The organism is Enterobacter cloacae complex sp. HYC042_NIDB (assembly GCF_056673315.1).
The window spans coordinates 2,236,084-2,259,372 of record NZ_CP109650.1 but is presented as its reverse complement, the minus strand read 5'-3'; the positions used below and the strand labels follow the sequence as shown (position 1 = coordinate 2,259,372).

General features: G+C 55.9%; 24 protein-coding genes. 15 read left to right on the top strand and 9 right to left on the bottom strand.

Annotated elements, in window-relative coordinates; translation table 11 throughout:
- Positions 1 to 4 precede the first annotated feature (4 nt).
- The 9 genes from rsxA to gstA all read left to right on the top strand — a co-directional run bounded on the left by rsxA (position 5) and on the right by gstA (position 8,995).
- On the top strand, positions 5 to 586 hold the full coding sequence (rsxA, locus tag OKF39_RS10865) for an electron transport complex subunit RsxA (protein ID WP_028012919.1): 582 nt from the start codon (positions 5 to 7) through the stop codon (positions 584 to 586).
- Positions 586 to 1,164 carry an electron transport complex subunit RsxB gene (gene rsxB / locus OKF39_RS10860; RefSeq protein WP_032640037.1) on the top strand — a complete coding sequence of 193 codons (579 nt, stop codon included), beginning with the start codon at positions 586 to 588 and terminating at the stop codon, positions 1,162 to 1,164. The genes rsxA and rsxB overlap by 1 nt, the downstream gene beginning before the upstream one ends.
- Positions 1,157 to 3,178, top strand: coding sequence for an electron transport complex subunit RsxC (gene rsxC, locus OKF39_RS10855; protein ID WP_479983766.1), 2,022 nt, complete (start codon positions 1,157 to 1,159; stop codon positions 3,176 to 3,178). Before rsxB ends, rsxC begins: the two co-directional genes overlap by 8 nt.
- Positions 3,179 to 4,231 (top strand): electron transport complex subunit RsxD, encoded by a 1,053-nt coding sequence (rsxD, locus tag OKF39_RS10850; protein WP_479983765.1) that lies wholly within the window; start codon positions 3,179 to 3,181, stop codon positions 4,229 to 4,231.
- Between the two features lie 10 nt (positions 4,232 to 4,241).
- On the top strand, positions 4,242 to 4,862 hold the full coding sequence (gene rsxG / locus OKF39_RS10845) for an electron transport complex subunit RsxG (protein WP_262789851.1): 621 nt from the start codon (positions 4,242 to 4,244) through the stop codon (positions 4,860 to 4,862).
- Positions 4,863 to 4,864: 2 nt separating this feature from the next.
- Entirely contained in the window at positions 4,865 to 5,551 is a 687-nt protein-coding gene (locus OKF39_RS10840) for an electron transport complex subunit E (protein ID WP_023617347.1), read from the top strand.
- Positions 5,548 to 6,183, top strand: a complete 636-nt coding sequence (nth, locus tag OKF39_RS10835) for an endonuclease III (RefSeq protein ID WP_028012914.1) — start codon at positions 5,548 to 5,550, stop codon at positions 6,181 to 6,183. Before OKF39_RS10840 ends, nth begins: the two co-directional genes overlap by 4 nt.
- A 592-nt stretch (positions 6,184 to 6,775) precedes the next feature.
- Positions 6,776 to 8,284 (top strand): dipeptide/tripeptide permease DtpA, encoded by a 1,509-nt coding sequence (gene dtpA, locus OKF39_RS10830; protein WP_028012913.1) that lies wholly within the window; start codon positions 6,776 to 6,778, stop codon positions 8,282 to 8,284.
- Between the two features lie 105 nt (positions 8,285 to 8,389).
- On the top strand, positions 8,390 to 8,995 hold the full coding sequence (gene gstA / locus OKF39_RS10825) for a glutathione transferase GstA (protein ID WP_028012912.1): 606 nt from the start codon (positions 8,390 to 8,392) through the stop codon (positions 8,993 to 8,995).
- A 60-nt stretch (positions 8,996 to 9,055) separates the two neighbouring features.
- On the opposite strand, the gene pdxY is transcribed toward gstA, so the two are convergent.
- From pdxY to anmK, 5 genes are all read right to left on the bottom strand, one after another.
- Positions 9,056 to 9,916 (bottom strand): pyridoxal kinase PdxY, encoded by an 861-nt coding sequence (gene pdxY, locus OKF39_RS10820; protein WP_048956288.1) that lies wholly within the window; start codon positions 9,914 to 9,916, stop codon positions 9,056 to 9,058.
- Positions 9,917 to 9,982: 66 nt separating this feature from the next.
- Positions 9,983 to 11,257 carry a tyrosine--tRNA ligase gene (gene tyrS, locus OKF39_RS10815; RefSeq protein ID WP_028012910.1) on the bottom strand — a complete coding sequence of 425 codons (1,275 nt, stop codon included), beginning with the start codon at positions 11,255 to 11,257 and terminating at the stop codon, positions 9,983 to 9,985.
- A gap of 125 nt (positions 11,258 to 11,382) precedes the next feature.
- On the bottom strand, positions 11,383 to 12,039 hold the full coding sequence (pdxH, locus tag OKF39_RS10810) for a pyridoxamine 5'-phosphate oxidase (RefSeq protein ID WP_028012909.1): 657 nt from the start codon (positions 12,037 to 12,039) through the stop codon (positions 11,383 to 11,385).
- A 57-nt stretch (positions 12,040 to 12,096) separates the two neighbouring features.
- Complete coding sequence (gene mliC, locus OKF39_RS10805) at positions 12,097 to 12,420, bottom strand: C-type lysozyme inhibitor (RefSeq protein ID WP_028012908.1); 324 nt, start codon at positions 12,418 to 12,420, stop codon at positions 12,097 to 12,099.
- 93 nt (positions 12,421 to 12,513) lie between these two features.
- Positions 12,514 to 13,638 carry an anhydro-N-acetylmuramic acid kinase gene (gene anmK / locus OKF39_RS10800; protein ID WP_028012907.1) on the bottom strand — a complete coding sequence of 375 codons (1,125 nt, stop codon included), beginning with the start codon at positions 13,636 to 13,638 and terminating at the stop codon, positions 12,514 to 12,516.
- A 255-nt stretch (positions 13,639 to 13,893) separates the two neighbouring features.
- On the opposite strand from anmK, the gene slyB reads away from it, so the two are divergent.
- Entirely contained in the window at positions 13,894 to 14,361 is a 468-nt protein-coding gene (gene slyB / locus OKF39_RS10795) for an outer membrane lipoprotein SlyB (protein WP_028012906.1), read from the top strand.
- Between the two features lie 196 nt (positions 14,362 to 14,557).
- The gene (locus OKF39_RS10790; protein WP_047368413.1) at positions 14,558 to 15,919 is read left to right on the top strand and encodes a sensor domain-containing diguanylate cyclase; all 1,362 of its coding nucleotides are present in this window, start codon (positions 14,558 to 14,560) and stop codon (positions 15,917 to 15,919) included.
- Positions 15,920 to 15,956: 37 nt separating this feature from the next.
- Here the strand turns inward: OKF39_RS10790 and slyA are convergent, their stop codons facing one another.
- The gene (gene slyA, locus OKF39_RS10785) at positions 15,957 to 16,397 is read right to left on the bottom strand and encodes a transcriptional regulator SlyA (protein ID WP_028012904.1); all 441 of its coding nucleotides are present in this window, start codon (positions 16,395 to 16,397) and stop codon (positions 15,957 to 15,959) included.
- Between the two features lie 186 nt (positions 16,398 to 16,583).
- On the opposite strand from slyA, the gene OKF39_RS10780 reads away from it, so the two are divergent.
- From OKF39_RS10780 to OKF39_RS10770, 3 genes are read left to right on the top strand one after another with little or no spacing between them, the layout of a single operon-like run.
- The gene (locus OKF39_RS10780) at positions 16,584 to 16,820 is read left to right on the top strand and encodes a DUF1656 domain-containing protein (protein ID WP_028012903.1); all 237 of its coding nucleotides are present in this window, start codon (positions 16,584 to 16,586) and stop codon (positions 16,818 to 16,820) included.
- A 2-nt stretch (positions 16,821 to 16,822) separates the two neighbouring features.
- Positions 16,823 to 17,683, top strand: coding sequence for an efflux RND transporter periplasmic adaptor subunit (locus tag OKF39_RS10775; protein WP_194386143.1), 861 nt, complete (start codon positions 16,823 to 16,825; stop codon positions 17,681 to 17,683).
- The gene (locus OKF39_RS10770) at positions 17,683 to 19,716 is read left to right on the top strand and encodes an FUSC family protein (RefSeq protein WP_049138886.1); all 2,034 of its coding nucleotides are present in this window, start codon (positions 17,683 to 17,685) and stop codon (positions 19,714 to 19,716) included. The genes OKF39_RS10775 and OKF39_RS10770 overlap by 1 nt, the downstream gene beginning before the upstream one ends.
- Here OKF39_RS10770 and sodC read toward each other — a convergent pair.
- From sodC to OKF39_RS10755, 3 genes are all read right to left on the bottom strand, one after another.
- Entirely contained in the window at positions 19,695 to 20,213 is a 519-nt protein-coding gene (sodC, locus tag OKF39_RS10765) for a superoxide dismutase [Cu-Zn] SodC (protein ID WP_028012900.1), read from the bottom strand. The genes OKF39_RS10770 and sodC overlap by 22 nt on opposite strands.
- Positions 20,214 to 20,293: 80 nt before the next feature.
- Positions 20,294 to 21,190, bottom strand: a complete 897-nt coding sequence (locus tag OKF39_RS10760; protein ID WP_479983764.1) for an aldo/keto reductase — start codon at positions 21,188 to 21,190, stop codon at positions 20,294 to 20,296.
- 48 nt (positions 21,191 to 21,238) lie between these two features.
- Positions 21,239 to 21,478, bottom strand: a complete 240-nt coding sequence (locus tag OKF39_RS10755) for a DUF1289 domain-containing protein (RefSeq protein WP_028012898.1) — start codon at positions 21,476 to 21,478, stop codon at positions 21,239 to 21,241.
- 149 nt (positions 21,479 to 21,627) lie between these two features.
- Between OKF39_RS10755 and eptA the strand changes: the two genes are divergently transcribed.
- Positions 21,628 to 23,253 carry a phosphoethanolamine transferase EptA gene (gene eptA / locus OKF39_RS10750; RefSeq protein ID WP_479983763.1) on the top strand — a complete coding sequence of 542 codons (1,626 nt, stop codon included), beginning with the start codon at positions 21,628 to 21,630 and terminating at the stop codon, positions 23,251 to 23,253.
- The last annotated feature ends 36 nt before the right edge of the window (positions 23,254 to 23,289 follow it).

Below are 23,289 nucleotides of genomic sequence, written 5' to 3'. Positions count from 1 at the left end.
AATAATGACCGATTACTTACTGCTCTTTGTCGGCACCGTGCTGGTTAACAACTTCGTTCTGGTGAAGTTCCTTGGCCTGTGCCCGTTTATGGGCGTGTCCAAAAAGCTGGAAACAGCGATGGGCATGGGGCTGGCGACGACCTTCGTCATGACGCTGGCGTCTATCTGTGCGTGGTTGATTGACACGTGGATCCTCATCCCGCTGGGGTTAATCTATCTCCGTACGCTGGCGTTTATTCTGGTTATCGCGGTGGTGGTGCAATTTACCGAAATGGTGGTGCGTAAAACCAGCCCGGCGCTCTATCGCCTGCTGGGTATCTTCCTGCCGCTGATCACCACCAACTGCGCGGTGCTTGGCGTGGCGCTGCTGAACATCAACCTTGGCCATAACTTCATGCAGTCGGCGCTGTACGGCTTCTCCGCCGCTGTCGGTTTCTCATTTGTTATGGTGCTGTTCGCGTCGATTCGCGAACGTCTGGCAGCAGCGGACATCCCTGCGCCATTTCGCGGTAATGCCATTGCGCTGGTGACCGCGGGTTTAATGTCTCTGGCCTTTATGGGCTTTAGTGGTCTGGTGAAGTTGTAATGAGTGCTATCTGGATTGCCATCGCCTCTATCAGCGTCCTGGGGTTGGTGTTTGGCCTTATCCTGGGCTACGCCTCCCGCCGTTTCGCGGTAGAGGACGATCCTGTTGTTGAAAAAATTGATGAGCTTTTGCCGCAAAGTCAGTGTGGACAGTGCGGCTACCCGGGCTGCCGCCCTTACGCTGAAGCGGTAGGCATTCAGGGTGAAAAAATTAACCGCTGTGCGCCCGGCGGCGAAGCGGTGATGCTGAAAATTGCCGCCCTGCTTAACGTCGATCCGCAGCCCGTTGATGGCGATGCGGAAGTCCAGGAGCCGGTCCGTGCCCTCGCGGTGATCGACGAAGCAAACTGCATCGGCTGCACCAAATGTATTCAGGCCTGCCCGGTCGACGCCATTGTTGGCGCGACCCGCGCCATGCACACCGTTGTGGCGGATCTTTGCACCGGCTGTAACCTCTGCGTGGCCCCCTGCCCGACGCAATGTATAGAGCTGCGCCCGGTTGAAACGACTACCGAAAGCTGGAAGTGGGATCTTCAAACCATTCCGGTTCGCAATATTCCTGTGGAACAACATGCTTAAGTTATTTTCTGCTTTCAGAAAAGAGAAGATTTGGGACTTTGACGGCGGTATCCATCCGCCAGAGATGAAAACCCAGTCCAACGGCACGCCGCTGCGTCAAATTCCGCTGGCGACGCGTTACGTTATGCCGCTCAAGCAGCATATTGGCGCTGAGGGCGAGCTGTGCGTAAAAGAAGGCGATACCGTCCTTCGCGGTCAGCCGCTGACCTTTGGTCGCGGACGTATGCTGCCGGTGCACGCCCCCACCTCCGGTAAGGTGGTCGCCATCGCGCCGCATACGGTGGCGCATCCGTCCGCGCTGTCGGAACTGAGCGTGATTATTGAAGCCGACGGCGAAGACCGCTGGATTGACCGTGACGGCTGGAGCGACTACCGCAGCCAGAGCCGCGAAGCGCTCATCGAGCGCATTCATCAGTTCGGCGTGGCCGGGCTTGGCGGCGCGGGCTTCCCGACCGGCGTCAAGCTGCGCGGCGGTGGCGATAACATTCAGACGCTGATTATCAACGCCGCCGAATGCGAACCGTACATCACCGCCGACGATCGTCTGATGCAGGATTGCGCCGCCCAGGTGGTGGAAGGCATCCGCATCCTTGCGCACATTCTGCAGCCGCGGGAAGTGCTGATTGGTATCGAAGACAATAAACCGCAGGCTATCTCGATGCTGCGCGCCGTGCTGGCCGGTAGCCATGATATCAGCCTGCGCGTCATTCCGACCAAGTACCCCTCTGGCGGTGCTAAACAGCTGACACAGATCCTCACCGGCAAGCAGGTCCCGCACGGCGGACGCTCTTCGGATATCGGCGTGCTGATGCAGAACGTGGGCACCGCGTACGCCGTGAAGCGCGCGGTGATCGACGGCGAGCCGCTGACCGAGCGCGTGGTGACGCTGACCGGGGAAGCGGTCTCTCGTCCGGGCAACGTCTGGGCACGTCTGGGTACACCGGTGCGTCACCTGCTGGAGCAGGCTGACTTTTGCCCGGGCAGCGATCAGATGGTGATCATGGGCGGCCCCCTGATGGGCTTTACCCTGCCGTGGCTCGATGTGCCGGTGGTTAAAATCACCAACTGCCTGCTCGCGCCTTCCCCGACCGAGATGGGTGAAGAGCAGGAAGAGAAAGGCTGTATTCGCTGCAGCGCCTGCGCCGACGCCTGCCCGGCGGATCTCCTCCCGCAGCAGCTGTACTGGTACAGCAAAGGCCAGCTACACGATAAAGCCAAAGCCCATAACCTGGCCGACTGCATCGAATGCGGCGCCTGCGCCTGGGTCTGCCCAAGCAACATTCCTCTGGTGCAGTATTTCCGCCAGGAGAAGGCCGAGATTTATGCCATCTCCATGGAAGAAAAACGCGCCGCGGAAGCCAAGGCACGTTTCGAAGCACGTCAGGCGCGTCTCGAACGTGAGAAGATGGCTCGTCAGGAGCGACATAAGCAGGCCGCCGTTCAGCCTGCCGGGAAAGATCAGGATGCAATCAACGCCGCACTGGCGCGCGTTCGCGAGAAAAAAGCCAGTGCCGCCCAGACGCTGGTGATCCAGGCCGGTGAAAAACCGGATAACAGCGAAGCGATTGCCGCCCGCGAAGCGCGTAAAGCTGCGGCCCGCGCCCGTCAGGCGGAAAAAGCGCAAGCGGCGCAGCCGGATACTGAAATCGATCCACGCAAAGCCGCCGTCGAAGCGGCAATAGCCCGTGCCAAAGCGCGCAAGGCCGGGGAGCAGCCAGTGGTGGTTGAACAGGAACCGGTCGATCCGCGTAAAGCTGCCGTTGAAGCGGCGATTGCCCGCGCCAAAGCGCGCAAAGCAGCGCAGCAGGCGCCAGCCGCAGAACCTGAAGCACCGGTCGACCCACGCAAAGCCGCCGTTGAAGCGGCGATAGCCCGCGCCAAAGCGCGCAAAGCAGCACAGCAGGAAGAGCAGCCGCAGGCCGCCAACGATGACCCGCGCAAGGCCGCCGTCGCCGCCGCCATTGCGCGCGTTCAGGCAAAGAAAGCCGCACAGCAAGCCGTAAACGAGGATTAAATGGTTTTCAGAATCGCAAGTTCCCCTTACACCCACAATCAGCGCCAGACCTCGCGCATCATGATGCTGGTCTGCCTGGCCGCGCTGCCGGGCATTGCCGTTCAGTGCTGGTTTTTCGGCTGGGGAACTCTGTTCCAGATAGCTCTTGGATGCGCCAGCGCCGTCGCGGCGGAAGCCCTCGTGCTGAAGCTGCGCAAGATGGCGGTTTCCCGCATCCTGGCGGACAACTCCGCTCTGCTGACCGGCCTGCTGCTGGCCATCAGCATTCCCCCGCTTGCCCCGTGGTGGATGGTGGTGCTCGGCACCGTGTTTGCCGTGATTATTGCCAAACAGCTCTATGGCGGCCTCGGTCATAACCCGTTTAATCCGGCAATGATTGGCTACGTGGTGCTGCTGATCTCCTTCCCGGTACAGATGACCAGCTGGCTGCCACCGCACGAGATTGCGGCCACGGTGCCCGGCTTTATGGATGCTCTGCAGGTGATCTTTACCGGCCATACGGCGCTGGGTGCTGATATGAACGCGCTGCGTATGGGCGTGGACGGTATCAGCCAGGCGACGCCGCTCGATACGTTTAAAACGTCCCTGCACGCCGGGCACAGCGTTGAGCAAATCATGAAGTCCGCCATCTACAGCGGCGTGCTGGCGGGAGCCGGCTGGCAGTGGGTCAACCTGGCGTATCTGCTGGGCGGCCTGTTCCTGTTGCAGCAGAAGGCCATCCGCTGGCATATTCCGGTCAGCTTCCTGGTAACGCTGGTGGTCTGCGCCACGCTGGGCTGGGTATTCTCTCCTGAATCGCTGGCCAGCCCGCAGATGCACCTGCTCTCCGGCGCGACCATGCTGGGTGCCTTCTTTATCCTGACGGATCCGGTGACGGCCTCAACGACTAACCGCGGACGCCTGATCTTCGGCGCGCTGGCTGGATTGCTGGTCTGGCTCATCCGCAGCTTCGGCGGCTACCCGGACGGCGTGGCCTTTGCCGTCCTGCTCGCCAATATTACCGTTCCGCTCATCGACTATTACACGCGCCCCCGCGTGTACGGTCATCGCTAAGGGTTTCGCCATGTTAAAAACGATGCAAAAACACGGCGTCACTCTGGCTGTCTTCGCCGCGGTTCTGACGGGGCTGACGGCACTGGTTAATGCGCTGACCAAAACGACCATCGAAGAACAGGCCTCGAAGCAGCAAAAGGCGCTGTTCGATCAGGTGATCCCGTCCGATTTCTACGATAATGACCTGCAAAAAAGCTGCTTTGTGGTAGAGGCGCCGCAGCTTGGGAAAGGCCCGCACCGCCTCTTTATCGCCCGCAAAGGGGATAAACCGGTCGGCGCGGTGATGGAAGCGACCGCGCCTGATGGCTATTCCGGCGCCATTCAGCTGCTCGTGGGCAGCGATTTCTCCGGTACCATCCTGGGCACCCGCGTGACGGAGCATCATGAAACGCCGGGTCTTGGCGACAAAATTGAAACCCGTCTGAGCGACTGGATTTTGCACTTTGCCGGTAAAGTGATCCATGGTGAAGATGACACCGCGTTTGCGGTGAAGAAAGACGGCGGCGAGTTTGACCAGTTCACGGGCGCAACCATCACCCCGCGGGCGGTGGTAAACGCCGTAAAACGAGCCGGGCTGTACGCTGAAACGCTGCCCGCGCAGATCAACAATCTTCCGGCCTGTGAGGAGTAATCATGAGCCAGGTTAAAGAGGTTATTGTCCAGGGATTGTGGAAGAACAACTCCGCGCTGGTACAGCTTCTGGGTATGTGCCCCCTGCTGGCGGTGACATCCACCGCCACCAACGCGCTCGGTCTGGGTCTGGCAACCACGCTGGTATTGACCCTGACCAACCTCTCCATCTCTGCCCTGAGACGCTGGACGCCGTCGGAAATTCGTATTCCGATTTACGTCATGATCATTGCGTCGGTGGTCAGTATTGTCCAGATGCTGATTAACGCGTACGCGTTTGGTCTGTACCAGTCGCTCGGGATCTTCATTCCTCTTATCGTCACCAACTGTATTGTGGTCGGGCGTGCGGAAGCGTTCGCGGTAAAAAACAGCCCGGCCATGTCGGCGCTGGATGGTTTTTCGATTGGCATGGGCGCCACGTGCGCCATGTTCGTGCTGGGCTCGCTGCGTGAAATCCTCGGCAACGGTACGCTGTTCGACGGCGCAGATGCGCTGCTGGGCGGCTGGGCTAAAGCGCTGCGCGTTGAGGTGTTTCACACCGATACACCATTCCTGCTGGCGATGCTGCCGCCCGGCGCGTTTATTGGCCTCGGCATGATGCTGGCGATAAAATACCTGATTGATGAGAAACGTAAGCGCCGCGCGGCTGAGCGCAGCGTTCTGGAAGGGACACCCGAGAAGGCCTCATGAATAAAGAAAAGCGCATTGCGATCCTGACCCGTCTGCGGGACGAGAACCCGCATCCGACGACGGAGCTGAATTTTACCTCCCCGTTTGAGCTGCTGATCGCGGTGTTGCTCTCTGCGCAGGCGACCGACGTGAGCGTCAATAAAGCCACTGCCCTGCTCTATCCGGTCGCCAATACGCCGAAGGCCATGCTGGAGCTGGGCGTGGAAGGCGTGAAGTCCTATATCAAAACCATCGGCCTGTTTAACAGCAAAGCCGAGAATGTGATTAAGACCTGTCGGATCCTGCTGGAACAGCACGGAGGCGAAGTACCGGAAGATCGCGCCGCGCTGGAAGCCTTGCCGGGCGTGGGGCGTAAAACCGCGAACGTTGTGCTCAATACCGCGTTTGGCTGGCCGACCATCGCCGTTGATACGCATATATTCCGCGTCTCAAACCGGACAAATTTCGCCCCAGGGAAAAATGTCGAGCAGGTAGAAGAGAAGCTGTTAAAAGTGGTTCCTGCCGAATTCAAGGTTGACTGCCACCACTGGCTGATTTTGCACGGTCGTTATACCTGCATAGCCCGAAAGCCGCGCTGCGGCTCCTGCGTTATTGAAGATCTCTGCGAATATAAAGAAAAAGTCTATCCCTGACCCGTCATAATCCCCTACCAAAAGAAGGACTACCGTTCGTTCTTCTTTTGGCCGTTATTTGTCCGCTCTTACTTTCTTCTGACTTGTCACTTGTTCGGCTCTATAACGCTCAAACAGGTTAATACTTTTTTCATAGCCAAAAATTTCTATACATCTGTGATCGCGATCACTCTGATAACGTCATGTTGATTTTTTGTAGACAAAGTCATCGCAAACCCTTTGCCGGGCAAGATTTAAATGCGTTTACCCGGAAGATAAGACCAGCTATTTTTCAGAATATGGGCTATATCACTACAACAGACGGCAAATAGCAGAACATATTGCCAAAACCCCGTCACACAGGGTGTATACCAGTCGAAAAAACTACCTTTAGTTATCGTATAAAATTTAACGCTAAATAACATTTGTAGAAACCGACAATTATACCGCTCAAGATATATGTAACAGATTATTACAAACGTATTGCCAGACGGGGCAGGATAGTGAACATTACCCGCCGTTTCTCCTCCCAATATAACTATAAGGCGGATGGGCTACGGCCATCACGCTATGAACACCCCCGTTAATATGGGATGTAAAAAAAGAGGTATATGTGTCGACTGCAAACAATAAACCAACAGATGAAAGCGTGAGTCTGAACGCTTTTAAACAACCGAAAGCGTTTTATCTCATCTTCTCTATCGAGTTATGGGAGCGTTTTGGTTACTACGGCCTGCAAGGGATCATGGCGGTTTACCTGGTTAAACAGCTGGGTATGTCCGAAGCCGATTCCATCACGCTGTTCTCCTCCTTTAGTGCCCTCGTTTACGGTCTGGTTGCTATCGGCGGCTGGCTGGGTGATAAAGTTCTCGGTACTAAGCGCGTCATTATGCTGGGTGCCATTGTTCTGGCTATTGGCTATGGTCTGGTTGCATGGTCAGGACATGATGCGGCTGTGGTCTACATGGGCATGGCAACCATCGCCGTGGGTAACGGCCTGTTCAAAGCGAACCCGTCTTCCCTGCTCTCAACCTGCTACAGCAAAGATGACCCACGTCTGGACGGTGCATTTACCATGTACTACATGTCCATCAACATCGGTTCCTTCTTTTCCATGCTGGCAACCCCATGGCTGGCCGCGAAATTCGGCTGGAGCGTGGCGTTTGCGCTGAGCTTCGTGGGTATGCTGATCACCGTGGTAAACTTCCTGTTCTGCCGCAACTGGGTGAAAGACTACGGTTCAAAACCTGACTTCGAGCCCGTCCACATGGGCAAGCTGCTGGCTACCATCGTGGGCGTTGTCGTCCTGGCGGCGATCGCCACCTGGCTGCTGCACAACCAGGGTATCGCTCGTGCCGTTCTGGGCGTAGTTGCGCTGGGCATCGTGGTCATCTTCGCGAAAGAAGCGTTCGCTATGAAGGGTGCAGCCCGTCGTAAGATGATTGTGGCGTTCATTCTAATGCTGGAAGCGATTATCTTCTTCGTGCTGTACAGCCAGATGCCAACCTCTCTGAACTTCTTCGCTATTCGTAACGTTGAGCACTCTATCCTGGGTATCGCATTCGAACCCGAGCAGTTCCAGGCACTGAACCCATTCTGGATCATGATCGGTTCCCCGATTCTGGCCGCAATCTATAACAAGATGGGCGATCGTCTGCCAATGCCGCACAAGTTCGCGGTGGGTATGGTGCTCTGTTCTGGTGCGTTCCTGGTGCTGCCGCTGGGGACTAAGTTTGCGTCCGACGCCGGTATCGTGTCCGTTAACTGGCTGATCCTGAGCTACGCGCTGCAGTCTATCGGCGAACTGATGATCTCCGGTCTGGGTCTGGCGATGGTTGCACAGCTGGTTCCACAGCGTCTGATGGGCTTCATTATGGGTAGTTGGTTCCTGACCACTGCCGGTGCGGCGATCATCGCCGGTAAGATCGCGAACCTGATGGCTGTGCCAGAAAACGTGACCGATCCGCTGCTCTCCCTGAACGTCTACGGTACCGTGTTCATGCAGATTGGTATCGCTACGGCGGTTATCGCGGCGCTGATGCTGCTGACCGCGCCGAAACTGAATCGAATGACTCAGGACGACGACAAGACGGCGGAAGCGAACAAAACCGCTACCGCGTGATATTTGAGAGAAACGACAGAACAGAAGCCGCTAAGAGATTAGCGGCTTTTTTTTTGTCCCTTCGCGCACTAACATAGCTGAAACCTCAGCAAAAAGGAGTTACCGATGAAACTGTTCTACAAACCGGGCGCGTGCTCTCTTGCTTCCCATATCACCCTGCGCGAGAGCGGCAAAGATTTCACGCTGGATGGCGTTGATCTGATGAAAAAGCGCCTGGAAAACGGGGATGACTTTTTTGCGATTAACCCAAAAGGGCAGGTTCCGGCCCTGCTGCTGGATGACGGAACTCTGCTGACCGAAGGCGTGGCGATTATGCAATTCCTGGCGGACAACGTACCGGATCGCCAGCTCCTTGCCCCTACCGGCAGCGTCGCACGTTATAAAACGCTGGAGTGGTTGAACTATATCGCCACCGAGCTGCACAAAGGTTTTACCCCCCTCTTCCGCCCGGATACGCCGGAAGAGTACAAGCCTACCGTGCGAGCTCTGCTGGAGAAAAAGCTGCAGTATGTTAACGAATCGCTGAAAGACGATCAGTGGATTTGTGGTTCACGCTTCACCATTGCCGACGCGTACCTATTTACCGTACTGCGCTGGGCGCGTGCGGTTAAGCTGAACCTGGAAGGGTTGGACCACATCGCATCGTATATGGCGCGCGTGGCGGAGCGTCCAGCGGTGGCCGCGGCGCTAAAAGCGGAAGGGTTGAATTAAGCGAGGCGTCTGTGTTGCCGGGTGGCGCTGACGCTCACCCGGCCTACGAACTCTGGACGATTATAGCCGTGTGGCGCTGAAATAGTGCTCCGGCTTCGCGATACGATCCTGTGCCGCGACCACCTGCAGTTCATATTCCTGCATCTGTTTCGTCGCAATCATGATTTCGTACACCGCTGCCGTCACGTGCTCCAGCGCGTCTCTCACCGTTGCACCCTGCAACAGTTTCACCAGCAGCAGCCCGCTGGTCACATCACCCACGCCCACCGGCTGACGCGTGCCGAAATCCACCAGCGGACGGCTGATATGCCATGCGTCATCTTTCGTCACCAGCAGCATCTCAAAACGCTCCTGGGTCAGCCCTGCGCGGGCGAGATGTTTTACCAGCACAATCTCAGGCCCCTGGGCTATCAGCTCGCGAGACGCGCGTACAGCCTCTTCTACGCTGTTAACCGGATGCTCGCAAAGGATCTCCAGCTCAATCAGGTTGGGCGCAATGATATCGCTGGCGGGCAGCGCATGGCGAACGTGAAATTCCGCTACGCCAGGCGCCACAATGCAGCCTTTCTCCGGGTGTCCCATGACGGGGTCGCAGAAATATTTTGCCGCCGGGTTTGCCGCTTTCACCTGACGGACGATGCCGAGGATGTGTTCCCCCTGCTCCGCTGAGCCGAGGTAGCCGCTCAGAACGGCGTCGCAGCGCTTGAGCTGGTCGATATCCGCAATACCCTGCACAACCTCTGTGAGGTGCGAAGGCGGCATCACGCAGCCGGTCCATTTGCCGTATTGCGTGTGGTTAGAGAACTGCACGGTATTGAGAGGCCAGACGTTGGCACCGAGGCGGCGCATTGGGAATTCCGCTGCGCTATTGCCAGCATGTCCAAACACAACGTGGGACTGAATGGCGAGGATGTTCTTCATCTTTTTCTTACCAAACCCTGAACAAACAAAAAGGGCGTGGTTTCCCACGCCCCTCGAGACTTTTACTTACTTCCAGCAGACCAGACAGTAGTTTTTCTTACCGCGGCGCAGCAGCGTGTAGCGGCCATACAGACGATCGCCGTCAACGAAGGTGTATTCCGGATCAGCCTGCTTTTCACCGTTGATGGTGATAGCGTTGGAGGCGATGGTTTTACGCGCCTGACCACGGGAAGGCTGGAGCTCTGAGTCCACCAGCGCCTGCATCAGGTCAGCCCCTTTTTCCATCTCGACCATCGGCACGCCGTCCTGCGCCAGCTGTTCGAAGTCCGCTTCGCTCAGATCGCTCAGCGTACCGTTGAACAGGCTTGCGGTGATGCGTTTTGCCGCGGCCAGACCCTCTTCACCATGAACCAGTTTGGTCACTTCGTCCGCCAGCACGTACTGGGCACGCGGCGCTTTACCGCTGTTCTTATCTTCCTCTTCCAGCGCATTGATCTCTGCAATGTCCATGAAGGTGAAGAACTTCAGGAAGCGATAAACATCTGCGTCCGCCGTGTTGATCCAGAACTGATAGAATTTGTACGGGCTGGTTTTCTTCGGATCGAGCCATACCGCGCCGCCTTCGGTTTTACCGAATTTGGTGCCGTCTGCTTTGGTGATCAGTGGAACGGTCAGGCCGAAGACCTGGTTCTGATGCAGACGACGGGTCAGGTCGATACCGGAGGTGATGTTCCCCCACTGGTCAGAGCCGCCGATCTGCAGAGAGACGCCGTGCAGCTTGTTCAGGCAGGCAAAGTCATAGCCCTGCAGCAGGTTGTAGGAGAACTCGGTAAAGGAGATACCCTGATCGTCACGGTTCAGACGCTGCTTAACCGCTTCTTTGTTAATCATCTGGTTAACAGAGAAGTGCTTGCCGATGTCACGCAGGAAGGTCAGCACGTTCATGCCGCCAAACCAGTCGTAGTTGTTAGCAGCAATGGCAGAGTTATCACCACAGTTGAAGTCGAGGAACGGTGCAACCTGTTTGCGGATCTTATCCACCCACTCCTGCACGGTATCTTCGGTATTCAGCTTACGCTCCGCGGCTTTAAAGCTCGGGTCACCAATCAGACCGGTCGCGCCGCCCACCAGGGCAACAGGCTTATGGCCCGCCATCTGGAAGCGTTTCAGGCATAACAATGGAACAAGATGCCCCAAATGCAAGCTGTCAGCGGTGGGATCGAAGCCGCAATAGAGCGCGATCGGGCCTTGCGCCAGTCGCTCTGCTAACGCTTCCTCGTCCGTCACCTGGGCCACGAGGCCCCGCTCTTGCAATTGTTTAATCAAGTTACTGCTTGCCATCAAATTCTCCATGTATAAACGACTGCACCTTTGCCGGTACACGACTTTTCGCCTGATGCGAAAGGACCATAGAATAAAGCGCAAGCGCGGTGTGCGCTAGCGCTTAAATCAACAAATTTCGGGGATTACGGGGCCAGTCTGTCGATTTTCCAGCCGCCATTCTCGCGCTGGTATAAAAAGCGGTCATGCAGGCGATGCTCACCGCCCTGCCAGAATTCCATCTGCTCAATCGGAATGCGGAAGCCGCCCCAGAAGCTCGGCAGCGGAATTTCCCCCTGCTGGAACTTCTGTTTCAGCTCCAGGAATTTACTTTCCAGCACGCCACGGGCAGAGATCCGGCTGGACTGTTTTGATACCCAGGCGCCAATCTGGCTGTCGCGCGGGCGGCTGTGGAAATACTTCACCACCTCAAGGGTCGAGAGACGTTCCGCTTTACCGGTGACCATCACCTGACGTTCCAGCATGTGCCACGGGAACAGCAGGCTGATGCGCGGGTTGTTTTCTAAGTGGTGCGCCTTGCGGCTGCCCAGATTGGTATAGAACACCAGCCCTTTCTCATCGTAATGCTTAAGCAAGACGATGCGCTGATACGGTTGACCGTTTTCATCTACCGTCGCGACGACCATGGCCGTTGGGTCGGCCAGCTTCGCGTCGCAGGCCTGTTTCAGCCAGCGCTCAAAAAGCACGAGGGGTTCAGCGGGAAGATCCTGGCGACGCAGGCCGCCTTTGGTGTATTCACGGCGCAGATGCGCAATTTGCTGCAGTTCGTCGTTATCTGACATGGCGTTAGCTGATCTTGAGATTGGGTGGCGCTATTGTGCGCCGCCCCTGTAAAAATCTCAACGCTTCGGATTTTCAAGCTGGCAGTTGTTCAGCACAATGCGGTCTCGTTTGTAGACCGTGGCGCTGTCGCCTTTCGACCAGAAGACATAGATGCCGTCCGAATAACGCGCTCCGGAGGCCGAGATACCCTGCTTAAGGGTTAGCAGCTTGTTATCGTAAACGAAGCTGGCTTCCTGACGCGGGTTATTCAGCTTCACGGTCAGCGGTTTTTCATCGCAGCGATACTCCAGCGTATCGGTCTGCATGCGCTCAAGGAACTGGTTATAGACGCTGCATCCTGACAGCAATAAAGGCGCGGCAATAAGAAGAAGTTTTTTCATGGGCGTATTCCGAAGACTTTCCTGGTCCTGGAGGGCATGGCTGCCCCCCTGTTTTATTCCATTCTAACGACGAGGCGCCGCGCTGAATTTCAGTTAACTCTGATTATGACGAGGATTTGCAGGGAAAATCGCCCCGAGGACGCTGGCCTCGCGCGCGCCGGTTACCGACGGCAAATTCCCTGGCAGCCCGGCGATGGTGCGCCAGGCAAGCCAGGCGAAAGCCAGCGCTTCCATATCATCCCCGCTGATGCCGGCCTCGTCCGTCGTGGTCACCTCAGTGCCCGGCAGCAGCCCGGCAAGACGCGCCATCACCAGCGGGTTTCGGCTTCCCCCGCCGCACACCAGCAGGCGTTCGCAGCCGCCGCTGAGCAGCACTTGCTCAGAGATCGACACGGCCGTTAATTCGGCAAGCGTCGCCTGGACATCCTGCGGGGCGAGTGCCGGGAACAGCGCAAGCTGGCGCTCGAGCCAGCCAAAGTTGAAGTATTCTCGTCCCGTGCTTTTCGGCGCCGGTAAGGCAAAATAAGGGTCGCTGAGCATGGACTGCAGCAGCGGGAGAACCACTTTGCCCTCGCTCGCCCACTCGGCGTTTTTATCATAAGGTTGACCGCACTGTCGCCAGATCCAGGCATCCATTAACATATTTCCCGGGCCGGTATCGTAGCCGCGAACGGGCTGCCCTGGAATAAGCATTGAGAGGTTAGCAATCCCGCCTATGTTGAGCACCATGCGGCGTTCTGTAGGGTGCGCCAGCAACGCCTGATGGAAGGCAGGCACCAGCGGCGCGCCCTGGCCGCCAAGGGCAATATCGCGGCGACGAAAATCCCCGACGACCGTTACGCCCGTCTTCGCCACAATCTGGTTGTTATCGCCGATTTGCAACGTATGCGGCGCGTCGCCAGTCGGCTCATGCCAGACGGTTTGTCCGTGACACCCGATGGCGACCACATCCTGGGGACGAAGATGTTCTTTTTGCATTAACGCCTGCACCGCATCCGCAAACAGCGCACCCAGCCGAACATCAAGTTGACCAAGCTGGGAGAGGGTTAACTGCTGCCCCTGACAGATGCTCAGAATGTCCTCTTTCAGCGAAAGGGGGATTGGCCAGGTCAGGCTCGCCTGCTGTGCCACCATATGTTCGTCAATGGCGGCCAGAACGACATCTACCCCATCCAGACTGGTGCCCGACATCACACCAATGTAGCGACCCGATTTCATGCGCTTTCCTTACGTTGCGTGGGCTAAGGATATCCACTCAACCATAAACAGCGCTCCTTTGCCATCCGACGATAATATTTTTTAACAATGTCTTGCCGGTATGGCGAGTGGCTCCTGTTTATGTCTCGTTAAGTCAAATTCAAGTACAATTTTCTTATTGTTAGTGCAAAGATATGAACTATGGCTCTTTATGCCATATAATTTAGCCATAACGGATGCCTCCAGATGGGCGTTTTTGGTGAACAGGAGATTCAAATGATTGTACGTGTACTGGGCGTTTCGCTGATTGGTTTAACCCTGGCTGGCTGTGTGAACGACAGCTCGCTGTCTGGCGACGTTTACAGCGCTTCTGAAGCAAAACAGGTTCAGAGCGTGACTTACGGTACCGTTGTTAACGCCCGTCCTGTACAAATTCAGGGTGGTGATGAAAACAACGTGATGGGCGCAATCGGCGGTGCTGTACTGGGTGGTTTCCTGGGTAATACCGTTGGCGGCGGCACGGGCCGTTCTCTGGCAACCGCAGCGGGCGCTGTAGCGGGTGGTGTCGCGGGTCAGGGCGTACAGGGCGCGATGAACAAAACCCAGGGCGTAGAGCTGGAAATTCGTAAAGACGACGGCAGCACCATTATGGTTGTTCAGAAGCAGGGCAACACCCGCTTCTCTGCGGGTCAACGCGTCGTGCTGGCGAGCAACGGCAGCCAGGTTACCGTTTCTCCGCGTTAATTAAAAATGGATGTGGTCATCAGGCCACATCCATTTACAATATATATCACCCTCACAAATATATTTACAGAATACATTCATCCCACACATTATTAAACGCGCCATATATTGTTTCTGCGCAAAGTATTTAGCGTGCTAATTGATTAAACTCTTCGCAATCATCTCTTCATAATTATTTTAATTTGTAAAACTTTATATGCTTGCGAATAGTCGTTCTGTAAAAGGTCGTTATATCTCGTTCTGTTTCGGTTGCTTTGTCGTCATCGGAATATTACAGGCTTTATTTTCAAAACTGGTTGACTGGGTTCCATCCTTTTCGCCTCTTTTGTTCCCCACACTCACCATTTTTTTACTCGTGTTTCACCTGTTTATTGCCTGTTTTATGGCAATGAAATACTGGTGTGATAAGCGGCGGCTCTATCTGATTGCCATCTCATTTGCCTTTGCCGGTTCGGCCTTGCTGATGGTCGGAACATTGACCAGCTTTCCGGCGTGGCTGGATCTCTATCAGTTCAACGTTGTGAACTACAACGATGCGATGATCTACTATATGTTCCGCCACCTCTTAATGGCGGTGCTGATGATCGTTTCGGCATTACTTTATCCCACGCGCAATCTGCCCCTTTCACGGTTGGCGCATATCATCATCGTTAGCGGTTCATTTCTTTTTACCGCATGTATGGTGATTCTGGCCTGGATGTATTCCAGCCATTCCCCGTTTCTATCCCTCGATCTGGTTGATAATGAAACGCGGCAGTTTATGGTTCTCTGGAGCCACAGCATTAATATTTCATTAATCGTTCTCTGGGTCGTGACACTAGCCACGCTGATGTTTATTACGCGCGTGCGTAATCTGTTCTGGGTAGGCGGTAATTTTCTGTGTGTCTGCTATGTCGTCACGCTCTCTATGCTGTTGGTAGGCGGACATGCAGAAGATATATCCTGGTATCGCGCCCGATTATTTGAAACCGTCGCGACGCTGATTATTATTTTTGTGCTGCTCTATGATGTCTTCAGGTTGTATCGTGACTCCCATTTGAAGTATCAGCAGTCGTATCAAAATTCGATTCGCGATCCGCTCACGCGCCTTTATAACCGCAGCTATTTTTATGAATCGTTAAACCAGGCGCTGGGCATCGCCAAACCCAGCCGTCCGGTTTCGGTTATCGTCAGCGATCTCGATCGTTTCAAGCGTATCAACGACAACTACGGTCACCTGCAGGGAGATAAAGTCCTGCAGTTTGTCGCCAATCTGCTGATGGACTCCGTACGTCCGCAGGATATCGCAGCGCGAATCGGCGGCGAAGAGTTTGTCCTGATGCTGGCAAACACCTCCGCAGAAGACGCATATCAGGTGGCGGAGCGCATTCGGTTGAAGCTAAGCGGTTTTGATAAAATTAGCAGCGAGGGTCAGTTACCAGAGCCGATTACCATCAGCATGGGGGTGTTTACGGCAACCTCTTCGTCGGTAAGCGCAGAAGCGTGCGTGGAAAGTGCCGATAAGGCGATGTATGAAGCGAAAGAGACGGGCCGTAACCGCGTCGTTGTCTTTAAGTAAAAACAAGGCCTTGCAGATGCAAGGCCGTGTTGTCTGGTCAGTCGCGAGACTGTAGCTCGTGAATGTTTTGCTCAAGGCGCGCAATGAGGCTGATGAGCATTTCCAGCTCCGTCGGTGAAACGCCTGAAAGGATTTCACCGCGCGTTTTGGTGATCACCGCTTCCATTTCAGTGATGATAGGCGCCGCTTTCTCCGTCAGCTTAATGCGCTTGGCGCGACGATCGCTGGCGCAGGTTTGCCGGGAGATCAGTCCCTTCTCTTCCAGTTGGTCAAGCGTGCGCACCAGCGACGGTTGCTCAATGCCTATCGCTTTAGCCAGTTGAATTTGCGACTGGTCGGGCGGCAGCTGATGAATGTTGTGCAACGTGACCCAATGCGTCTGCGTCAGTTCCAGAGGTTTCAGGCGATGGTCAATCAGAGCACGCCAGACGCGTACCAACCTTGCCAGATCAGAACCTAATGGCGATTCCAATTTCATCTCCTTATAATTAGCTTGCTAAGTTATTATACTGATTTTAGAATAGTGTGCAGCATTTGTATTGGCAAAACAAATGCAATACTGCATTCATCGGACTCAAAAGTATGACTTACACTGAATTATGATGCTTCTTCATACTCAGACAAGCCAACGCGGCATTCTGTTCACTGCAAAGGATTTCTGCCTGTGATCTTTTTTCATCGCTCAGAAGGTTTACCCCTTCAGGACCTGATCTTCGGTGCGTCAGTCTACTTTCCTCCCCTGTTTAAAGCCGTGCTGGTGGGCTTTGTTCTCTGGCTCATCGCGCATCGCCTGCTTCGCGACTGGATGTACTCCGGCGAAATCTGGCACCCCATGCTGATGGATCTCTCCCTGTTTGCCCTCTCCGTATGCCTGGGCCTTGCTGTTCTGATCGTGTGGTGAATATGCCTCTGAAAACGCTGAAGTACTTTTCCACCCTGTTAGTTCTTGTCCTCGCCCTGGCTGCTGGATGGTGGTTGTGGAATTATTATATGCAGTCCCCCTGGACCCGTGATGGCAAAGTTCGCGCTGAGCAGGTCAGCATCACCCCCCAGGTCTCGGGAAGTATCACAACGCTGCTGGTTAAGGATAACCAGTACGTTAAAAAGGGAGAGGTGTTATTCCGCATCGACGACACCCCGTATCACATTGCGATTCTGAACGCCCAGGCGCAACTGGCAAAAGCCCAGTCTGACCTTGCAAAGGCCAATAATGAGGCCAATCGCCGCCGTCATCTGTCGAAAAACTACATCTCCGCGGAAGATTTAGATACCGCCAATATCAACGTCAAGGCCATGCAGGCGAGCGTCAACGTGGCTGAGGCCACGCTGAAGCAGGCGCAGTGGGAATTAACCCAAACCGTGGTCACCGCCCCTGTCGACGGATGGGTGACCAACCTCTCCGCCCGGGTGGGAAATTATGCCACCGCCGGTCAGCCGGTTTTTGCTCTCGTCGACAGCCACTCGTTCTACGTCGTGGGCTATTTCGAAGAGACCAAGCTTCGTCATATACGTGAAGGCGCACCCGCCGCCATAACGCTGTATAGTGGCCCGCAAAAGTTACAGGGTCACGTTTCCAGCATTGGCCGCGCCATTTACGATCAAAGCGTTGAAACGGATTCCGGGCTGGTGCCGGACATCAAGCCGAACGTACCGTGGGTGCGCCTGGCTCAACGCGTGCCTGTGCGCGTGGAGTTTGACCGTTTACCCGAGGACATCACGCTGGTTTCCGGCACCACCTGCACTGTCTCTATCGGAACCCGTTAATGAAGCTGCAGGCGCTCTCCTGGCAAAACACGCCGTGGATGAAAGCGACGCGCCCCCAGTGGCGCTACGCGCTGCGTAACGGCATTGCCATGTGCCTGGCGCTAACTGTCGCCTATTATCTGAACCTGGATGAACCCTACTGGGCGATGACCTCCGCGGCGGTGGTAAGCTTCCCCACCGTTGGCGGGGTGATCAGCAAAAGCCTTGGCCGTATCGCAGGTAGCCTGCTGGGTGCCACCGCGGCGTTAATTATCGCGGGCCACACGCTGAACGATCCATGGCTGTTCCTGCTGAGCATGGCGGCATGGCTGGGTTGCTGTACCTGGGCCTGCGCCCATTTCACCAATAACGTGGCCTATGCTTTCCAGCTGGCGGGCTATACCGCCGCCATTATCGCCTTCCCGGTCGTGAACGTGCTCGACACCACCGAGCTATGGGATATCGCACAGGCGCGCGTCTGCGAAGTCATTGTCGGGATCCTCTGCGGCGGATTTATGATGATGATCCTGCCCAGCACCTCTGACGGCACTGCGCTTATCACTGCGCTGAAAACCATGCATACCCGGCTGCTGGAACATGCGAGCCTGCTGTGGCAACCGGATACCAGCGATGACATCCGCCTCGCGCATGAAAAGGTTATCGGGCAGATCCTGACCATGAATCTGTTGCGAATTCAGGCGTTCTGGAGCCATTACCGTTTTCGCCGTCAGAACACGCTGCTTAACTATTTACTGCACCAGCAGCTGCGTATGACCAGCGCTATCTCCAGTCTGCGCCGAATGCTGCTCAACTGGCCGACACCGCCAGAAAACACCCGCGCGGTAATCGAAACCCTGCTCGCGGCGCTCGCGCGACCGGATGCGGACATCTATACCGTCGCGAAGATCATCGCCCCGCTCGCCCCGGTGGATGAGTATGATTATCGCCATCGCGCCTTCTGGCAGCGGCTGAATTACTTTTGTCGGCTATACCTGCGCAGCAGCCGCTGGATTAAGGCGGTAGAGAATGCTACCCCGGTCACGGAGTTCGCCGTTCCCGGCAGCCCGGCTCTCGCACGTCACACCGATTATCTGGAAGCGCTATGGAGCGGTTTTCGCACCTTCAGCGCACTGATGCTGGTGGGGGCGTGGAGCATTACTACGCAGTGGGAGTCAGGTTCTGCGGCGTTAACGCTTGCCGCTATCAGCTGCGTGCTTTACTCCGTCGCGGCCTCGCCGTTTAACTCGCTTACGTTGCTGCTGCGAACGCTTGTTTTGCTATCACTGTTCAGTTTTGTGGTGAAGTTTGGCCTGATGGTACAGATAAGCGATCTCTGGCAGTTTCTGCTGTTCCTGTTTCCGCTGCTAACTACGATGCAGCTCCTTAAGCTGCAAATGCCGAAACTGGCGGGTCTGTGGGGGCAGCTGATTGTCTTTATGGGCTCGTTTATCTCCGTGACGAATCCGCCGGTTTATGATTACGCCGCTTTTCTGAATGACAACCTGGCAAAGATTCTTGGCGTCGGGCTGGCGTGGCTGGCCTTCGCGGTGTTGCGTCCCGGCTCTGACGCACGCAAAAGCCGTCGACATATCCGTGAATTGCGCAGAGGGTTTGTCGACCAGCTCAGCCGCAAGCCGCATCTGCAAGAAAGCGAGTATGAATCGCTGGTTTATCACCACGTTAGCCAGTTAAATAACAGCCAGGACGCGCTGTCCCGACGCTGGCTGCTGCGCTGGGGGGTGGTGCTGTTGAACTGCTCGCACGTGGTCTGGCAGCTTCGCGCATGGGAAACGCGCTCCGATCCGCTGTCGCAGGTACGTGATGTGTGTATCTCTCTGCTACGCGATGTGATGAGCGAGCGCGGCGTTCAGCAGCGGCCTCTGGAGGCCACACTGGCTGAACTGCAGCGGATCTGCGACACCCTTGCCCGGCATCATCTTCCCGCAGCCCGCGATTTGGCCTCGATAATCTGGCGCCTGCACTGCTCGCTGTCGCAGCTGGAACAGGCGCCCCCGCCGGGAACGATTGGGGATCAGATTACGCCACAGGCATAGCGCGCCCCGCCGCCGCCAAGCGGTTTAGGCTGATCGGACATGTTATCGCCGCCCACATGGATCATCAGCGCTTTGCCTTTGACCTCATCCAGCTTTTTCAGCCGCGGGGCCACGACCGGATCCGTGGCTTTACCGTCATTGTTTACCACCAGCACCGGCAAGTCGCCCAGGTGTCCCATACCTTCAGGCCCTTCATGTTTACCTGAATTCTGCGGGTCGAGGTGGCCCCCTGCTGCTTCCGCTGCCGACGGTTTGCCCTCTTTCATGGCTGGCTGACAGCTCCCTTTGGCATGAACATGGAAGCCGTGTTCGCCCGGCGGGAGTGCTTTAAGATCGGGTGCGAATTCCAGCCCTTTATCGGTCTCGGTGATTTTCACCGTCCCGATGGACTGACCCACACCCTGTGAGGTGACGAGATTCATTTCTACTTCGTCGCTGGCTGCCTGCGCCCCTGCGCAAACAACCAGCGTGACCAATGCCAGAGTAAAACGCTTCATATGACCTCCGCTGGTTATTTTTTGCCCCTTAAGTGTATACCAGGGGCACAGATTTCACCGGAAAGTCACCTTCTTGCGGTTTAAGGCACGTCGTAACCCAGCGCGGCCTTGCGGATGCGGAACCACTGCTGGCGGGTCATCTGCAGCTCTTCGGCGGCCAGCGCGGAACGGACGCGTTCAATTTTCCCGGAGCCAATAATCGGCAGCGGTTTTGACGGCAGACGCAGGATCCAGGCGTAAACCACCTGCTCTATGCTCTGGGCGTTCAGCTCGCGGGCGATGGTTTCCAGCTCATTGCGCAGCGGCTGGAACGCATCATCATTAAACAGGCGTCCACCGCCGAGGCACGACCAGGCCATCGGGCGAATGCGCAGCTGCTGCAGCTGGTCGAGCGTGCCATCCAGCAGCAGCGGCTGATGCACCGGGGAGATCTCAACCTGGTTAGTGGCGAGCGTAAACGGCAGACGAGACTGAAGCAGGGCAAACTGAGCCGGGGTAAAGTTGGAGACGCCGAAGTGACGCACCTTCCCGCTCTGATGCAGACTCAGGAAGGCTTCCGCCACCTCGTCGGCATCCATGAGCGGGTCCGGACGGTGAATCAGCAGCAGGTCGATACGATCGGTTACCAGATTGACCAGCGACTGCTCGGCGCTCTTGATGATATGGGCGCTGTCGGTGATGTAGTGGCCGAGGGCATGCTCCGGTTTGGCCGTGGTGGCAATACCGCATTTGGTAACGATCTCCATGCGCTCCCGGAGTGCCGGAACCAGCTTGAGCGCCTCGCCAAAGGCGGCTTCACACTGATAGCCACCGTAAATATCCGCATGATCGACGGTTGTTACCCCTAAATCGATATGCTCTTCAATAAAGCTTGCCAGCTGGAGGGGGGACATATTCCAGTCCATCAGGCGCCAGTAGCCCATCACAAAACGGGAGAATTCTGGCCCCTGGGGGGCAAGGGTAATACGCTGAACCATAACATTTTCCTCAAGGACGTGATGTCATGAGTATACGCAATTACCGCATTAAAACAGTGAAGGTTGCTGGGGTTCTTCGGTCTCAGAGGCTTTGTTTGCGCGGATTTTGCGCAGAAGTCGCTGTCTGCAGAGGCGCAGCACATCCTGCTTTTGCGTGTCGCTGAAGTTTTGCCAGTTAAAACGCTCGTCACGGGTACGCATGCACCCGCGGCAATAACCACGTTCATCTGACTGACAAATCCCCCGGCACGGGCTCTGGATGGGGAAAAACTCCAGTTGCTCTGCCACACTCACCTCCGGTTAACCTCTCTCACCTACAGTGAAGACGCTAAAAGCGCCGCGTGCAAGGGCTTTACCACAGTTTTGTGGCATTAAGGTTTCACTAATCTTCCCTCTTTATACTCGCCACATCATGACAATGACAGGTTTTACGATCGATGTGGTTAAGTAAAAAGTTACAATGTAACGACATAAAATTTACTCTGGGCTGTGCACTCTTTTTTACTCTGCTTAACGGGCTGTTTATCCAGCGCAGCTGGGCCATTATTGCCCCTGCGCATCTGCACGATATTCTCTTCGCCGCATCCGTACCGGTGGTGCTGTTTTGTGGCTGGGTCATAGTATTTAGCCTGCTCAATATCCCGTATATCCGTAAGCCGCTGATGATCGTCTTAACTGTCGGGTGCGCTGCGGCAACTTACTTTATGTTTACCTACGGCGCGGTCATCGATCAGAACATGATTGTGAACATGTTCGAAACTAACTCCCAGGAAGCCACCGCGCTGGTGACCCCGCAGATGATTCTGTGGATTGTCATAGCCGGTCTTGTTCCATCCCTGGTGCTGGCGCTGACCCGCATTCGTACCGGCAAATGGTGGTACGCCCTGCTGACGCGTGTTGCCGCGATGCTCGGTGCCCTGCTGGTGATTATTCTTATCGCTGCAGTGTTTTATAAAGATTACGCGTCGCTGTTCCGCAATAACAAAAGCATCGTCAAAATGGTCACTCCGGCGAACTACGTCAGCGCCGTGGTGAAATACAGCAAGATGCGCTGGTTTGCCGGCGATCAAACGCTGGTGCGGATTGGCGAAGATGCGCACAAAGGCGCGCTGATTACGGGTCAGCAGAAGAAAACCGTTCTGGTGCTGGTCATCGGCGAAGCGTCGCGCGCGGCGAACTACTCCCTCAATGGCTACGGGCGTGAAACCAACCCCGAGCTGAAAAAGCAGGATGTGATTAACTTCCCGCAGGCCTCCTCGTGCGGCACTGAAACCGCTGTATCCGTTCCGTGCATGTTCTCCGGTATGACGCGCAGCAAATACGATGCCGACCTGGCGCACCATCAGGAAGGGCTGCTCGACGTGCTCAACCATGCGGGTATCAACCTCCTGTGGCGCGACAACGACGGTGGCTGTAAAGGTGCCTGCGATCGTATTCCCCATACCGACATGACGCAGTGGAAGCTGGATCAGTTCTGCAAAGACCAGTCCTGTATTGATGACGTGAGTTTCTACCGCCTGGACAACGTGCTGGACGGTCTGAAGCAGGACACGGTGCTGGTTATCCACCTGATGGGCAGCCACGGCCCGGCGTACTATCGCCGTTACCCGGATAATTTCCGTAAATTCACCCCCACCTGCGACACCAACGAAATTCAGGATTGCGACCATCAGGCGCTGATGAACACCTATGACAATACCATCCTGTATACCGACAGCATGGTCAGCAAAACCATTGATGCGCTGAAAGCCCGTCAGGCGAACATGAACACCGCGCTGATTTACCTCTCGGATCACGGGGAATCGCTCGGTGAAAGCGGTATTTATCTGCACGGCACGCCGTACATGCTGGCGCCGGAGCAGCAGACGCACATTCCGTTTATGTTCTGGCTGTCCCCGGACTATGCGAAAAACTTTGGCATCAACGCGCAGTGTTTACGCGACCACGCAGCAAAAAATGCGGTTTCGCAGGACAATTTATTCTCGACGGTGCTGGGCATGATGGACGTTAAATCAAGCGTTTATCAGCAACAGCTGGACATTCTGAATGCGTGTCGCCGGTAACAGCGCTTGCATTAGACCGAACGGTCTATTAGAGTG

Coding starts and splice junctions, on each gene's coding strand:
- rsxC (WP_479983766.1), top strand. CDS start 1,157: ATGCTTAAGTTATTTTCTGCTTTCAGAAAAGAGAAGATTTGGGACTTT.
- nth (WP_028012914.1), top strand. CDS start 5,548: ATGAATAAAGAAAAGCGCATTGCGATCCTGACCCGTCTGCGGGACGAG.
- sodC (WP_028012900.1), bottom strand. CDS start 20,213: ATGAAGCGTTTTACTCTGGCATTGGTCACGCTGGTTGTTTGCGCAGGG.
- pdxY (WP_048956288.1), bottom strand. CDS start 9,916: ATGAAGAACATCCTCGCCATTCAGTCCCACGTTGTGTTTGGACATGCT.
- OKF39_RS10790 (WP_047368413.1), top strand. CDS start 14,558: ATGCTTGCGAATAGTCGTTCTGTAAAAGGTCGTTATATCTCGTTCTGT.
- pdxH (WP_028012909.1), bottom strand. CDS start 12,039: ATGTCAGATAACGACGAACTGCAGCAAATTGCGCATCTGCGCCGTGAA.
- OKF39_RS10760 (WP_479983764.1), bottom strand. CDS start 21,190: ATGGTTCAGCGTATTACCCTTGCCCCCCAGGGGCCAGAATTCTCCCGT.
- tyrS (WP_028012910.1), bottom strand. CDS start 11,257: ATGGCAAGCAGTAACTTGATTAAACAATTGCAAGAGCGGGGCCTCGTG.
- gstA (WP_028012912.1), top strand. CDS start 8,390: ATGAAACTGTTCTACAAACCGGGCGCGTGCTCTCTTGCTTCCCATATC.
- rsxB (WP_032640037.1), top strand. CDS start 586: ATGAGTGCTATCTGGATTGCCATCGCCTCTATCAGCGTCCTGGGGTTG.
- OKF39_RS10840 (WP_023617347.1), top strand. CDS start 4,865: ATGAGCCAGGTTAAAGAGGTTATTGTCCAGGGATTGTGGAAGAACAAC.
- OKF39_RS10770 (WP_049138886.1), top strand. CDS start 17,683: ATGAAGCTGCAGGCGCTCTCCTGGCAAAACACGCCGTGGATGAAAGCG.
- eptA (WP_479983763.1), top strand. CDS start 21,628: ATGTGGTTAAGTAAAAAGTTACAATGTAACGACATAAAATTTACTCTG.
- rsxA (WP_028012919.1), top strand. CDS start 5: ATGACCGATTACTTACTGCTCTTTGTCGGCACCGTGCTGGTTAACAAC.
- rsxD (WP_479983765.1), top strand. CDS start 3,179: ATGGTTTTCAGAATCGCAAGTTCCCCTTACACCCACAATCAGCGCCAG.
- rsxG (WP_262789851.1), top strand. CDS start 4,242: ATGTTAAAAACGATGCAAAAACACGGCGTCACTCTGGCTGTCTTCGCC.
- slyA (WP_028012904.1), bottom strand. CDS start 16,397: ATGAAATTGGAATCGCCATTAGGTTCTGATCTGGCAAGGTTGGTACGC.
- mliC (WP_028012908.1), bottom strand. CDS start 12,420: ATGAAAAAACTTCTTCTTATTGCCGCGCCTTTATTGCTGTCAGGATGC.
- slyB (WP_028012906.1), top strand. CDS start 13,894: ATGATTGTACGTGTACTGGGCGTTTCGCTGATTGGTTTAACCCTGGCT.
- OKF39_RS10775 (WP_194386143.1), top strand. CDS start 16,823: ATGCCTCTGAAAACGCTGAAGTACTTTTCCACCCTGTTAGTTCTTGTC.
- anmK (WP_028012907.1), bottom strand. CDS start 13,638: ATGAAATCGGGTCGCTACATTGGTGTGATGTCGGGCACCAGTCTGGAT.